Here is a 13,156-nt window from a genome sequence, read left to right as displayed (position 1 = left end):
GCCATGACCGACGCCGCGCTCGCCGCCCACCTTGCCGAGACGGCCGGGCAGATCCTGCTGGCGGTGCGCGGTGCCACGGTGTTCAGCCCGCAGGCGCTGGGCAAGGCAGGCGACCAGACCGCCAATCAGTTCCTTGTCCAGGCGATCCGCCATGCGCGACCCGACGATGGCCTGCTGTCGGAAGAGATGAGCTGTGATGGCGAGCGGCTGACCAAGCGCCGCACCTGGATCGTCGATCCGGTCGACGGGACGCGCGAATATGGCGAAGCGCGGCACGACTGGGCGGTGCATGTCGCGTTGGCGATCGATGGTGTCGCCGCGATCGGGGCGGTGGCGCTGCCCGACGCCGGGCTGGTTCTGCGATCGGATCAGCCGGCGGCGGTCCCTCCCCCGGCGTCCCCGCTACGGATGCTGGTGAGCCGCACCCGGCCCGCGCCCGAGGCGGTGGCGGTGGCCGAGCGGCTTGGCGCGACGCTGGTGCCGATGGGGTCAGCCGGGGCGAAGGCGATGGCCGTGGTGCAGGGGGAAGCGGATATATACCTGCATTCGGGCGGACAATTTGAGTGGGATTCGGCCGCCCCGGTGGCTGTGGCGGCCGCTTTCGGCCTGCATTGTTCGCGCATCGACGGCAGCCCGCTGCGGTACAATCAGGAGGATGTGTACCTGCCCGATCTGCTGATCTGCCAGAAAGAACTGGCCGGCGAGGTGTTGGCGCTGGTCCGCGAGATCAACGCCCGCTGAGCGAAAGGCGCCTCCCCCGCGCGTGGCGGAGGAGGCGGGTGCCGATTACTTCAGATGTTCGGCGAAGAAATCGGCCGTGCGTTGATCCGCGAGATCAGCAGCAGCCGGCGAGCGGCGGTCGCCCATTTCGGTCGCGAAGCCGTGATCCTCACCCGGATAGTCGTACAGCGTGACCTTGGGGTGATCGTCCAGCCCCTCGTGCATCTTCTGCTGGGTGGCCTTGTCAACGAAGCCGTCTTCGCCGGCTATATGGAGGAGAACCGGGTTGGCGATGGCGTGCTTCTCACCCAGCAGGCCATCGATGCCGACGCCATAATAGCCGACGCTGGCATCGATATCGGTGCGGCAGGCGGTCATGAACGCCAGGCGCCCGCCGAGGCAATAGCCGACCGCGCCGATCTTGCCCGACCCGCCGAGCAGCGACCGGGTTGCGTGGATGGTCGCTTCGATGTCGCGAATGCCAGCGTCCTGATCGAACTGGCCGAACAGGTCGAGTCCGCGCTGCAACTCTTCGGGAATGTCCGGGTTCAGCTCGACGCCCGGCGCGATGCGCCAGAACAGATCGGGCGCGATGGCGAGATAGCCCTGCTCTGCCAGGCGATCGCACTTTTGCCGGATGCCCGGGTTCACGCCAAACACTTCCTGGATGACGATGATGGCAGCGGTCGGCGTGCCAGCCGGATCGGCGCGATAGGCCTTGAAGCTGCCCTCATTGTTCAGCGCGGTGATGTCGATCATCTGACCCATGAAAATCCTTCTCCTTGTGATGCAGCCCGCTCCCGCAGTTGCGACGGCAGCGGCAGAGCGGGCATAGATGGTGCACGGGTGACGCTATCGCTCCCCGCAGCACGGCTCAAGCGGAGGCGGCCATGAAGATCAGCATTGAGGTGGATTGTTCTCCGGAAGAAGCGCGCCGCGCCATGGGGCTGCCGGACCTGTCGCCGCTGCACGACCGCTACGTCGCGTTGTTGCAGCAATCGCTGGAGCAGAAGGCCGTGGCGCCGGAGGTGCTGGAGGGATTGATGCGCAACTGGGCGCCCATGGGTGAGACCGGGGCCAATTTCTGGCGCAGCATGTTCGAGGCGGGCTCCAAGCCCGGCGGCTGATGGACACGATCTTTGCCGTATCGAGCGGCCGCCCGCCGGCCGCCATCGCCGTGCTGCGGGTCAGCGGGCCGAGCGCCATAGTGGCAGCAAAGACGCTTGCGGGCCCCCTGCCCGCGCCTCGGACCGCAGCATTGCGCACGCTGCGCCATGATGGGCTGGTGCTGGATCAAGCGCTGGTCCTGGTGTTTCCGGGACCACGGACCGCCACTGGGGAGGATCTGGTCGAGCTGCACCTGCATGGCGGGCGAGCGGTCGTTGCAGCGGTAGAGCGCGCGCTCAGTGAGCAACCGGGACTGCGGCCGGCGGAGGCTGGCGAGTTCACGCGGCGGGCGCTGGCCAATGGTCGGATCGACCTGATCCAGGCGCAGGGGATTGCCGATCTTCTCGAAGCGGAAACCGAGCAGCAGCGGCGGCTGGCGATGGACAGCGCCGATGGTGTGGTCAGCCGATTGGTCGCGCAGTGGATGGCCGAGCTTGCGCGTATCGGCGCGCTGATCGAGGCGACGATCGACTTCGACGATGAGGATGATGTCGAGGCGGTCGATACCGTTCGGATTGATGCGGAAACCAGAGCGCTGGCGGATAAGCTGGCGGGGGTTCTCGCCCGTCCATCGGTCGAGCGATATCGCGATGGTATTCGCATCGTTCTGGTCGGCCCGCCAAATGCGGGCAAATCATCGCTGCTCAATGCGCTGATCGGGCGTGAGGCGGCGATCGTCTCGCCGATTGCCGGGACGACGCGCGACCGGGTTGAGGCGCAGGTCGTTCGTCGTGGGCGGGCCTATACGCTGATCGATACGGCCGGGTTGCGGGAGGAGACGGATGATCCGATCGAGCGGATCGGGATCGAGCGCGCACGCGCCGCGCTGGCTTCGGCGGACATCATTCTGGACCTCGCGGGGACTGAGGACAGCGAACGTGCGATCCGTGTCTTCGCTCAGGCCGACCGCCGGGAAGACGCGCCGAGGGGCGCTATACCCACGTCGGTCTATGATCCGGCGACCATCGACCGTCTGTGGGGTGAGATCGAGCGCCGGGCTGATGCTGTGTTGGGCGGTGGAGCGGAGGCGACGTTCCACGTGGAACAGCGCCGCGCGATTGACGCCGCGCACCGCGCGCTTGTCGCTTCACTAAACAGCGACGACTTGCTGTTGCGCGCAGAAGAGGTACGAACGGCAACGCGCGCGCTCGCCGGTCTGCTTGGGGTCGACGCCACCGAGACCATGCTCGATGCACTGTTCGCGCGCTTCTGTGTTGGAAAGTGATGTTTCACGTGGAACAATCCATGGATGTTATCGTCATCGGGGGTGGACACGCCGGGACAGAAGCCGCGGCCGCGGCTGCCCGACGCGGCGCCCGGGTCGCGCTGGTCAGCCATGATCCTGGCAAAATCGGCGCCATGTCGTGCAACCCGTCGATCGGCGGGTTGGGCAAGGGTCATCTTGTTCGCGAGGTAGACGCCTTTGACGGCCTGATGGGACGAGCGGCCGATGCTGCGGCCATCCACCATCGGATGCTCAACCGCAGCAAGGGACTGGCGGTTCAGGGACCGCGAATTCAGGCCGATCGTAAGCTCTACTCCGCCGCCATCCGGACGATGTTGGCTGACCAGGCCGGCGTAACGATCGTTGGTGGCGACGCGGTCGCGCTTCGCCTGGAGGGTGACCGCGTGACCGGCGTTACGCTTGCCGACGGCACGACCATTTCAGCCGGCGCGGTCGTCCTGGCGACCGGCACGTTCCTTGGTGGGCGGATCTTTCGTGGCGAGGTGCAGGAAACCGGTGGTCGCGTCGGCGAGGCGGCAGCACTGCCGCTGGCTACGCAGCTTCGCGAATTGGGGCTGCCGATGGGGCGGCTGAAGACCGGCACCCCTCCCCGCCTTGACGGCCGCACGATAGACTGGGCGCGGCTCGAACCACAGCCATCGGACGTCGATCCCTGGACGATGTCGCCCATGACGCACGGCCGCCGCCTTCCGCAGCTTGCCTGCGCCATCACCCGTACCACCGGTGAAACGCATGCGATCATCGGTGACAATCTGCATCGCTCACCGCTGCAGACCGGTGCGATCGAGGGCCTGGGTCCACGCTATTGCCCGTCGATCGAGGACAAGATCCGGCGCTTTGGCGATCGCGACGGGCATCAGATCTTCCTTGAGCCCGAGGGACTCGATGATGCCACCGTTTATCCCAACGGCATCTCCACCTCGCTCCCGACCGATGTGCAGGACGCGTTCATTCGGAGTGTGCCGGGGCTTGAAGACGTGCGGATCACCATGCACGGCTATGCGGTCGAATATGATCACATCGACCCACGCGCGCTCGACGCCACGTTAGCGCTGCCGCAGCTGAAGGGCCTGTTCCTGGCTGGCCAGATCAATGGCACCACCGGCTATGAAGAGGCCGCCGCACAGGGACTGGTGGCGGGGGCCAATGCGGCCGCTGCTGCGCTTGATCTAACGCCTTTCCAGCCGGATCGGACCGCCAGCTATATCGGCGTCATGATCGACGATCTGGTCCTGCAAGGCATCAGCGAACCCTATCGCATGCTGACGGCGCGGGCCGAATATCGTCTTGCACTGCGCGCCGACAATGCCGAGGCGCGGCTGAGCGGGGAAGCGGAGCGGCTGGGGCTGCTGTCCCCACGGCGGCAGCGTCATGTCGCGACACGCATGGCGCAGCGCGCTCAGCTCCGCAGTGGCGAGGCAGACGCAGACGGCGCGATCGACGCTGACCTGATCCGCGAGCATGAGGAGGACGTTCGCTACGCCCCCTATCTCGAACGGCAGGCGGCGGAGATTGCGCGGATGAAGAAGGACGAGAAGATCGTGATCGCCAGCGATGTGGCGCTGGACCGGATTGCCGGCCTGTCGAACGAGATGCGCGAGCGGCTCCGGGCAGCGCGGCCGCGTACGCTGGGTGAGGCGTCGCGCGTGCGCGGGGTCACCCCTGCCGCCCTCACCGCCTTGTGGCTTGATGCGAAGGCAGCGCAGCGATGAACGAGGAAGAAGCACGCGCCGCGGTCCGTGCGATCGTTGGTGACGCAGCGATGCCGCGGCTTGAGCGGTTTGCCGATATTGTCCGCGCGGAGAGCGAGCGACAGAATCTGGTCGCCCGGCCGACGCTCGACTCCTTGTGGAACCGGCATTTCCTCGATTCCGCGCAGCTGCTTCCCTTGGCCGATAAGCATGACGGGACGTGGATTGACGTCGGCACGGGCGCGGGTTTCCCAGGCATGGTCGTCGCGCTGGCGAGTGATCGGCCTGTCGTCATGATCGAACCCCGCCGGATGCGGGCAGACTTCTTGCGGGGCGTGATCGAGCAAGAGGGTCTGACAGCGCGCGTCACGGTTCAGCAGGCGAAGGTCGAGCGCGTCGCCGAGCCCAAAGCCGCGGTGATTTCTGCGCGGGCGGTCGCCTCGTTAGCGGAATTGTTGCAATCCACGGCGCATCTGGCGTCGATGAGCACGCTTTACTTGCTACCCAAGGGACAATCGGCCACCACTGAGGTCAAGGAAGCGCAGCGCCGCTTCGCGGGATTGTTCCACGTGGAACAGAGCATCACCGACCCTGCCTCCGGCATCGTCGTCGTGACAAATGTGAAGGAACGGCGATGATCCGCATCGCAGTGGCCAACCAGAAGGGCGGGGTTGGCAAGACAACGTCGGCGATCAATCTGGCGACCGCGCTGGCCGCGACGGGCAAGCGCGTCCTGCTGATCGACCTTGATCCGCAGGGTAACGCCTCGACGGGGCTGGGGATCACTCAGGCGCAGCGCGCTGCATCGAGCTATCATGTGCTGGTGGATCGGGCGCCGGTGGAAAGCGCCGTCGTCGCGACGGGCGTTCCGCGGCTCGACGTGCTGCCGGCGACGGTTGACCTGTCCGGCGCAGAGATCGAACTGGTCGAGCTGGAAAACCGGACTCATCGCCTGCACCGCGCGCTCGACGCAGCGCCGCCGCGCTGGGACATTGCGTTGATCGACTGCCCCCCCTCCCTCGGGCTGCTGACGATCAATGCGATGGTGGCGGCGGATTCGCTGCTGGTGCCGTTGCAGTGCGAGTTCTTCGCGCTGGAGGGTCTCAGCCAGCTGTTGACGACGGTCGAGAGGATCCGTGCCAGGTTCAATCCGGCACTGGCGATCATCGGCGTCGCGCTGACGATGTATGATCGGCGTAACCGGCTGACCGAGCAGGTATCGGCGGACGTGCGCGCCGTGCTGGGCAAGGTGGTGTTCGAGACGGTGATCCCGCGCAACGTACGACTGTCCGAAGCGCCCAGCCACGGCCTGCCCGCGCTGATCTACGATCACCGGTGCAGCGGATCGCAAGCCTATATTGCCCTAGCGCGGGAGTTGATTGCCCGGTTGCCGCATGCCAGCGAGGTGGCCGCATGACCGATACCAAGCGCGCCCGCGGCGGGCTGGGCCGGGGTCTGGGGGCCCTGCTCGGCGATATCGCCCGTGATGATTCCCCGACCGCGACCGAGGGCGGGCCGCCCGCGGGCGTGCGAATGATCCCCGTCAGCGCGATCGCCCCCCACCCGGAGCAGCCGCGGCGACATTTCGACGAGGATGCGCTCGACGAACTGGCCGCGTCGATCGCGGAACGCGGCATCATCCAGCCGATCGTGGTGCGGCCACATGGCCATACCTATCAGATTGTCGCGGGTGAGCGGCGCTGGCGCGCGGCGCAGCGTGCACGGCTGCACGAAGTGCCGGTGGTCGTCCGCGACTATACCGACAGTGAAACGCTGCAGATCGCGCTGGTGGAGAATATCCAGCGGCAGAACCTGAATGCCATCGAAGAGGCAGAGGCGTACAGCCGGCTGGTCGACGAATTCGGCCATACACAGGAAGTGCTGGCGCAGACGGTGCACAAGTCGCGCAGCCATGTCGCGAACCTGCTGCGGCTGCTGGACCTGCCGAAGACCGTCCAGGCGCGCGTGGTCGATCGTACGCTGAGCATGGGCCACGCCCGTGCGCTGATCGGCGCGCCTGACCCCGAGGCGCTGGCCGATCAGGTGGTGACCAAGGGGCTGTCGGTACGGCAGACCGAGAAACTGGCGCAATCGGCCAAGCCAGCGACGACGCGCAAGCCCGGCAACCGCGCGAGTGCTGGTGGCTCCTCGGCGAGCGGTGATGCCGATGTCGCCGCGCTGGAGCGGCAATTGGGCGACCTGCTGGGTGTGCGCGTGCGGATCACCTACAGCCCCAATGGCGGGTCGCTGACGATCGATTATTCGACGCTCGATCAGCTCGACATGATTTGCCAGCGGTTGAGCGGCGAGCCGATCTGATCCTGTCGGGTACGCGCCAGCGACGGACTGGCACTGCCCTGCCCCGTGACTAGCCGCGAAGGCGCTGTGCGAGCGTAAGCATCGCCTGGCTGGCGACCACGTCGCCCGCACTGCCGCCGCCTGCCATTACGGCGCGCTCCGCCTCGCGTACCAGCACCATCGCCCGCGCGAGCGCCGCGGGCGACCATTGGCGCAACGCCGCGCTGGTGGCCGCCTCTTCCTTGAAGAACACGCGGTGCCGCTTCATCACGCTGCCGACGTCATCGCCCCCCGCAACCTCGGCCTTCATTTCGGCGAGCGTGGCCAGCCGGCGGGCAAGCGCACGAAGCCAGGGGATTGACGATATGCCGGCCTCGTCGAGCTGACGGAGCGCTTCACCAAGCTCGGCCGGTCGCCCGGCGACGAGCGCAGCAACCACGTCGCCCATGTCGGCATCGCCGAGGTCAGCGCCGACGGCATCGAGCGCGTCCTGCTCGCAGGCGGCGGGACGATCGGGAGCGGCGTCGAGGTACAGGGCGAGTTTCTCGATCTCGCGCGCGATCACCGCCCGGTCACCTCCCCCGGCGGCTGCGAGGCGGCGCGCGACGCCCGGACCGAGCCGTAACCCGACCTCACGCGCGAGGTCATTGGCGATCGACTCCATCTGATCGGCGCCGGGGACGTAGCAGGCGAGTGCCAGAGCGGCGGGTGAGTCGAGCGCGAGCTTGCTGAGCTTCGAACTGGCCTTCAGCGCGGGGGCGATTATCACCACCGGGTTGGCGACGCGATCGGCCTCCAGCAGCGCCGTAGCGGCCGCCAGGCTCTCCTCGCCAGCGGCGCTGACCCGAATATGACGCGGCGTGCCGAACAGCGACAGCGAGGCGGCTTCGTCGACCAGTCGCGCCGGGTCGCTGCGCAGCGTGGCGCCGTCGAGATCGATCCGCTCGGCATCGGGGCCGAGCGCGCGGGGCAGCCGGTCGGCGAGCGCGGTCGCCCCCGCCTCGTCCGGGCCGAACAGGAGATAGAGCCGGATGTCGGCAGGCGGGCGATCCAGGGCCGCCTTGAGGCGGGCTTCGGTCGCCTTCATTGCTTGGCGGCGTTCTGCCCCACGGATACCGAAATCCGCGTGATGATCTGATCCGCGACCACATCGGCGAGGCGTTCAAGCGCCGTGGCCTCAGCGGCAATCGTGGCATAGTCCGAACCGACGACGTCAATGCCTGCGTCTGAGCCGGCCGTGGCGTCGAGCACCACGCCGTCGTTGCCGACCTCCACCAGCTGGTAGCGTGCACGGAGCGTGCGCCGCTCCCGCGCGACCGAATCGTCGCGGCGGATGGCAAGGCCAGTGATCTGGTCGTCGAGCGCGATCTGCAGCCGGTAGCGCGGGCTGGCCGATGCCGGGACGACGCTCATCCGTTCACGCAGCGCATTGGCCAGCAGCCAGCCGGCGCGCCCCTCCATCGGCACGATCTCGATCTCGCCCAGGACCTGTGCGGCCGGGCTGGCGCTGCCGCCGGAGTAGAGCGGCTTGAGGCCGCATCCGCCCAGCATCATGAGCGCCGCAGCGAGGGGCAGCAGCCGCCTCATGCGACGATGTTCACCAGGCGATCGGGCACCACGATCACCTTGCGCGGCGGCTTGCCCTCGAGCAAGCGGGCCACCTTTTCGGAGGCGAGCGCCTGAGCCTCGGCGGTTTCCCGCGGCGTGCCCTTTGGCAGCAGGATCGTGTCGCGGAGCTTGCCATTGACCTGCACCGCGACGGTCACTTCGTCATCGACGAGCAGCGCCGGGTCAACAGTCGGCCAGGCGACATCGGCGATCAGCCCCTCGCCGCCCTGCGCGGCCCAGGCCTCCTCGGCCAGATGTGGCACCATCGGTGCGACGATGCGCAGCAGCGTCGCGAGCGCGTCGCTGCGGTCCTGCGACGGCGCCGCCTTCTCGATCGCGTTGGCGAGCGTGTAGATGAGCGCCACGGCCTTGTTGAACTGCAGCCCCTCAATGGCGTCTGCCACGCCCTTCACGGTGCGGTGCGCGGTCTTGCGCAGGCCGATGTCCTCGCCGCCGTCAGCAGCGCTCCCACCGCCCTCTGAGGCGACCAGACGCCACAGTCGCTGGATGAAGCGCCACGCGCCCTCGATGCCGTTCTCGCTCCACTCCAGATCGCGCTCGGGCGGCGAATCCGACAGCATGAACCAGCGCACCGCGTCGGCGCCATATTGATCGACGATCGGTTCGGGATCGACGGTGTTCTTCTTCGACTTGGACATCTTCTCGACGCGGCCCACCGTGACCGGCTGCCCCGTCGATACTTCGATCCCGTCCTCGATCTCGCCCGGCGACAGCCAGCGGCCGTCGGAAGACTTGTAGGTCTCGTGAGTCACCATGCCCTGGGTGAACAGGCCGGCGAATGGCTCAGCGAGATCAATCATTCCGACATGCTGCAAGGCGCGCGTCCAGAAACGCGCATAGAGCAGGTGGAGGATCGCATGTTCCACGCCGCCGATATACTGCCCGACCGGCAACCACTGCTCAGCCACCGCCTTGTCGAACGGCTTGTCGTCCGGCTGACTGGCGAAGCGGATGAAATACCAGGAGGAATCCGCGAACGTATCGAGCGTGTCGGTCTCCCGCACGGCATCCTTGCCGCACGAGGGGCAAGCGACATGCTTCCAGGTCGGATGGCGATCGAGCGGGTTGCCAGGCACCGCGAAGCTGACATCCTCAGGCAGCTTCAACGGCAGCTGATCGAGCGGCACCGGCACGGCGCCGCAACCGGCGCAATGGATGATCGGGATCGGCGTGCCCCAGTAACGCTGGCGGCTGATGCCCCAGTCGCGCAGGCGGTAGACCGTGGTCCCCTCGCCCCAGCCGCCAGCCTCGGCGCGCAGGATCACCTCACGCTTCGCATCCTCGATGTCCATGCCGTCGAGGAAGTGCGAATTCACCAGCGTGCCAGGGCCGGTATAGGCCTCCGTCTCGTGGAATTCGGGCGAATCCTTCGTCCCTTCAGAGACGACGCGGCGGATCGGCAGCTTGTACTTGGTGGCAAACTCGAAATCGCGCTGGTCGTGCGCGGGAACCCCGAACACCGCGCCGACGCCGTAATCCATCAGCACGAAGTTCGCGATATACACCGGTAGCTGGATCGTCGGATCGAAGGGATGCGCGGCCTTGTAGCGGGTGTCGAAGCCCTTCTTCTCCTGCGTTTCCAGCTCGGCCGCAGTGGTGCCGCCACGGCGACATTCCTCGATGAACGCCTGCGCGGCGGGATCGCCAGCCGCCACCGACTGCGCCAGTGGGTGATCCGCCGCGACCGCGACGAAGCTTGCGCCGAAGATCGTGTCCGGGCGGGTGGTATAGACCTCAACGACGCCCTCGCCCGTGCCGGCCGCATCGGTCAGCGCGAAGCGGAAGGTGAGCCCCTGGCTCTTGCCGATCCAGTTTTCCTGCATCAGCTGGACCTTTTCGGGCCAGTCCTTCAGGTCGGTGAGGCCGGACAGCAGATCCTCGGCAAAGGCCGTGATCTTCAGGAACCACTGGTTGAGCTTGCGCTTTTCGACCAGCGCGCCCGAGCGCCAGCCGCGCCCATCGATCACCTGCTCATTGGCGAGGACGGTCATGTCGACCGGGTCCCAGTTCACCGCACTTTCGCGGCGATAGACTAAGCCCGCCTCAAGGAAGCGGAGGAAGATCGCCTGTTCGTGGCCGTAATATTCGGGGTCGCAGGTGGCGAATTCGCGCGTCCAGTCGAGCGCGAAGCCCAGCCGCTTCAGCTGCGCCTTCATCGTGGCGATATTGTCACGCGTCCAGCCGCCCGGATGCACGCCCTTTTCCATGGCGGCATTTTCCGCCGGCATGCCGAAGGCGTCCCACCCCATCGGATGGAGCACTTCCATGCCGTTCATGCGGCGGAAGCGGGCGAGCACGTCGCCCATCGTGTAATTGCGTACATGGCCCATGTGGATGCGCCCCGACGGATAGGGGAACATCTCAAGAACATAGCTCTTGGGCTTCGGCGAGGAATCGTTGGCGGCAAAAGTGCGACGCTCATCCCACACCCGCTGCCAGCGGGCGTCGACGGAAAGCGCGTTGAAACGCTGGCTCATGATGGCTGGATCAGTTCAGCGAGGACGCACGCCGCAAGTCGCGCGCCCGGGTCAGGATTATGTCTTCCAGTTTCTGCGTGGTAGCCGCGGTGACGGGTGCCGCCACCCACTGTCCACCCTGGTTGACCTCCTTCAGCGCCGCGACGCGCACCGCATCGGCGCGCAGATCCTGGTCGAGGATCGTGACCGTGACCTTCATCCGCTCATTGGGCGTCTGCGGGTTCACATACCAGTCGGTGACGATGACGCCGCCGTTTGAGTCGGTCTGCAGCAGCGGCATGAAGCTGAGCGTGTCGAGCGAGGCGCGCCACAGATAGCTGTTCACGCCGATCGTGGTGACACGGCTGGCAGCAAGATCGGTGGAAACCTTCTGCCGGCCACCGCCACAGCCCACAACGGCAAGGGCAGCGCAAACGACCAGCGCGGAACGCAACGGGCGGAACATGGGCATCGTCCTGATGGAAAACTGGTGACATCGACCTCTACAGAGGCGACCCATTGCCCGCAAGTTCACGGAACCGACGCATCGCCCAGTCCATTCGTCGCGCATAGTGTGGAAAGCGTGCAACACTCGTCCCAAAAGCAACAAGCCAGCATGGCGGCGTGCGAACGAATCGTGTTAGTTGCGTTGCAAGGGTCGGAGGGATTCGTGATCGCTGTTCGTGCGCTAATTGGTGGGTCTGTCGTGGCGCTTGTCGCCTCGGCGCTCGTCGTTGCGCCGGCGATGGGTGCGTCCGAGCTTGATCGCACCACGACCAAGCGTCCGTCGGCGACCCGTTCGGTGGGTGGCTTTACGCCTGCCGCGGCCGATCCGCGCCTTGCCGCCGCCTTTGCGCGCAGCGGCCTTGCCGATGGCCAGTTCCGTTTCACCCCGTCCGAGAATCGTCAGGGCAACCGCCCGGTGACGGTGGCGGTGCGTGCCCGCTCGACGCAGGTTGCCGATGCCGCGCGGACCACCGCGGCCGCGCCGACCGTCGGCCTGGTGCCGGTCGCCTACAACCTTGGCGTATCGGTGGGCTGGAAGCGGTTCGCCGTGACGGGTGACGTGGCGAAGATCGATCTGGCCGGGCAGCCGGGCAGCCGCGAGGCGGCCGATCTGTCGGTCAGCTATTCGATGCCGCGCTTCACCGGCCGGGTGAAGGCAGCGGCGGATCGTCCGCTGCCGGGCACCGCGACGCAGATGGTCGAGGAAGCGCCGAGCTACTCGCTGGATGTGGGCGGCTCCTATTCGCTGACCCGCAACATCGATCTGACCGCCGGCGTGCGCTACAAGTCGGAACGTGAGCGGCTCGCCCGCTTCAACGACGATCGCCGCGACAGCCAGGCCGTCTACCTGGGCACCGCCTTCCGCTTCTGACGATCGCGCGGCGTGGGTTACGTCGCGATGACTCGCTGATCAGTCCAGCCAGGCGTCGATCGCCGCCCAGCCATCGAAATCTGCGCTTTGTCGGAAACGGCGCGCGTCCATGCCGCCAAGCGCGATCCGCCGCATCGGCAAGGCGCGGGCTAGCGCTGCCGCACGCGCCATCCCCAACCCCCGCGCGCCCGGGTGGGAGCGCGTGGCGAAGACCGGCGATACGAAGGCGATTGCAGCGCCAGCGCAGCGCGCGGCGCGTGCTTCGTGCCGATTATGGACCGGCCAGGTGACGAACGCCCCGGACGTGCCGCGATGCACCCCCATCTCGCCCGGCAATGCCACCTCGCCGGCGCGCACCAGTACAAGCCCGCGCGACCGCGCCAGCCGCAGCAGGCGGGCGAACAGCCGCCGCCGCTGCGCCAGCGGGGTGCGATGATGGCGAAAGACGATCCCTGCCCCGCGCGGCAGGCGTTGGACGGCGTGCCACAGCCGCTTCCCCATCCGCTCGTCCGTCATCAACCAGATGCTGGGAATCGGCCGGGTGGTCGGGACAGGCTGGCGGCGCGGCATC

The 13,156-nt window shown here is 67.0% G+C and carries 14 protein-coding genes; 8 read left to right on the top strand and 6 right to left on the bottom strand.

Translation table 11 applies throughout. The features are described from left to right. The first annotated feature begins 3 nt into the window (after window positions 1–3). On the top strand, window positions 4–741 hold the full coding sequence (locus CA236_RS08985) for a 3'(2'),5'-bisphosphate nucleotidase CysQ (protein WP_125945436.1): 738 nt from the start codon (window positions 4–6) through the stop codon (window positions 739–741). 45 nt (window positions 742–786) lie between these two features. Here CA236_RS08985 and CA236_RS08980 read toward each other — a convergent pair whose 3' ends face one another. Continuing rightward, window positions 787–1,488 carry a dienelactone hydrolase family protein gene (locus CA236_RS08980; protein ID WP_125945340.1) on the bottom strand — a complete coding sequence of 234 codons (702 nt, stop codon included), beginning with the start codon at window positions 1,486–1,488 and terminating at the stop codon, window positions 787–789. Between the two features lie 122 nt (window positions 1,489–1,610). Here CA236_RS08980 and CA236_RS08975 point away from each other — a divergent pair, with 122 nt between their 5' ends. The 6 genes from CA236_RS08975 to CA236_RS08950 are packed head-to-tail and all read left to right on the top strand — an operon-like array spanning window position 1,611 to window position 7,143. Next, window positions 1,611–1,847: a DUF6489 family protein gene (locus CA236_RS08975; RefSeq protein WP_125945339.1), complete on the top strand. Its 237-nt coding sequence runs from the start codon at window positions 1,611–1,613 to the stop codon at window positions 1,845–1,847. Further along, window positions 1,847–3,112 (top strand): tRNA uridine-5-carboxymethylaminomethyl(34) synthesis GTPase MnmE, encoded by a 1,266-nt coding sequence (gene mnmE / locus CA236_RS08970; protein WP_125945338.1) that lies wholly within the window; start codon window positions 1,847–1,849, stop codon window positions 3,110–3,112. The genes CA236_RS08975 and mnmE overlap by 1 nt, the downstream gene beginning before the upstream one ends. 20 nt (window positions 3,113–3,132) lie before the next feature. Then, window positions 3,133–4,845: a tRNA uridine-5-carboxymethylaminomethyl(34) synthesis enzyme MnmG gene (gene mnmG / locus CA236_RS08965; protein WP_241212586.1), complete on the top strand. Its 1,713-nt coding sequence runs from the start codon at window positions 3,133–3,135 to the stop codon at window positions 4,843–4,845. Then, a complete protein-coding gene (gene rsmG / locus CA236_RS08960; RefSeq protein ID WP_046409426.1) occupies window positions 4,842–5,462 on the top strand; it encodes a 16S rRNA (guanine(527)-N(7))-methyltransferase RsmG in 621 nt (206 codons plus the stop codon). The genes mnmG and rsmG overlap by 4 nt, the downstream gene beginning before the upstream one ends. Next, window positions 5,459–6,241, top strand: coding sequence for an AAA family ATPase (locus tag CA236_RS08955; protein WP_125945336.1), 783 nt, complete (start codon window positions 5,459–5,461; stop codon window positions 6,239–6,241). The genes rsmG and CA236_RS08955 overlap by 4 nt, the downstream gene beginning before the upstream one ends. Continuing rightward, a complete protein-coding gene (locus CA236_RS08950; protein ID WP_125945335.1) occupies window positions 6,238–7,143 on the top strand; it encodes a ParB/RepB/Spo0J family partition protein in 906 nt (301 codons plus the stop codon). Before CA236_RS08955 ends, CA236_RS08950 begins: the two co-directional genes overlap by 4 nt. A 49-nt stretch (window positions 7,144–7,192) precedes the next feature. On the opposite strand, the gene holA is transcribed toward CA236_RS08950, so the two are convergent. Genes holA through CA236_RS08930 form a run of 4 tightly spaced genes read right to left on the bottom strand, consistent with a single transcriptional unit; the run spans window position 7,193 to window position 11,673 of the window. Continuing rightward, entirely contained in the window at window positions 7,193–8,209 is a 1,017-nt protein-coding gene (gene holA / locus CA236_RS08945; RefSeq protein WP_125945334.1) for a DNA polymerase III subunit delta, read from the bottom strand. Beyond that, window positions 8,206–8,709, bottom strand: a complete 504-nt coding sequence (lptE, locus tag CA236_RS08940; protein ID WP_125945333.1) for an LPS assembly lipoprotein LptE — start codon at window positions 8,707–8,709, stop codon at window positions 8,206–8,208. The genes holA and lptE overlap by 4 nt, the downstream gene beginning before the upstream one ends. Further along, a complete protein-coding gene (gene leuS / locus CA236_RS08935) occupies window positions 8,706–11,228 on the bottom strand; it encodes a leucine--tRNA ligase (protein ID WP_125945332.1) in 2,523 nt (840 codons plus the stop codon). Before leuS ends, lptE begins: the two co-directional genes overlap by 4 nt. Window positions 11,229–11,238: 10 nt before the next feature. Next, window positions 11,239–11,673 (bottom strand): DUF3576 domain-containing protein, encoded by a 435-nt coding sequence (locus CA236_RS08930; protein ID WP_046409438.1) that lies wholly within the window; start codon window positions 11,671–11,673, stop codon window positions 11,239–11,241. A 204-nt stretch (window positions 11,674–11,877) separates the two neighbouring features. Between CA236_RS08930 and CA236_RS08925 the strand changes: the two genes are divergently transcribed. Further along, the gene (locus CA236_RS08925; protein WP_241212585.1) at window positions 11,878–12,585 is read left to right on the top strand and encodes a porin; all 708 of its coding nucleotides are present in this window, start codon (window positions 11,878–11,880) and stop codon (window positions 12,583–12,585) included. A 39-nt stretch (window positions 12,586–12,624) separates the two neighbouring features. On the opposite strand, the gene CA236_RS08920 is transcribed toward CA236_RS08925, so the two are convergent. Further along, entirely contained in the window at window positions 12,625–13,101 is a 477-nt protein-coding gene (locus CA236_RS08920) for a thiamine phosphate synthase (protein WP_125945331.1), read from the bottom strand. Window positions 13,102–13,156 lie beyond the last annotated feature (55 nt).

The sequence above is a fragment of the Sphingomonas sp. ABOLG genome (assembly GCF_003950435.1).
In the GTDB taxonomy this organism is placed as follows: domain Bacteria; phylum Pseudomonadota; class Alphaproteobacteria; order Sphingomonadales; family Sphingomonadaceae; genus Sphingomonas; species Sphingomonas panaciterrae.
This window is presented reverse-complemented; position numbering and strand designations above follow the sequence as displayed.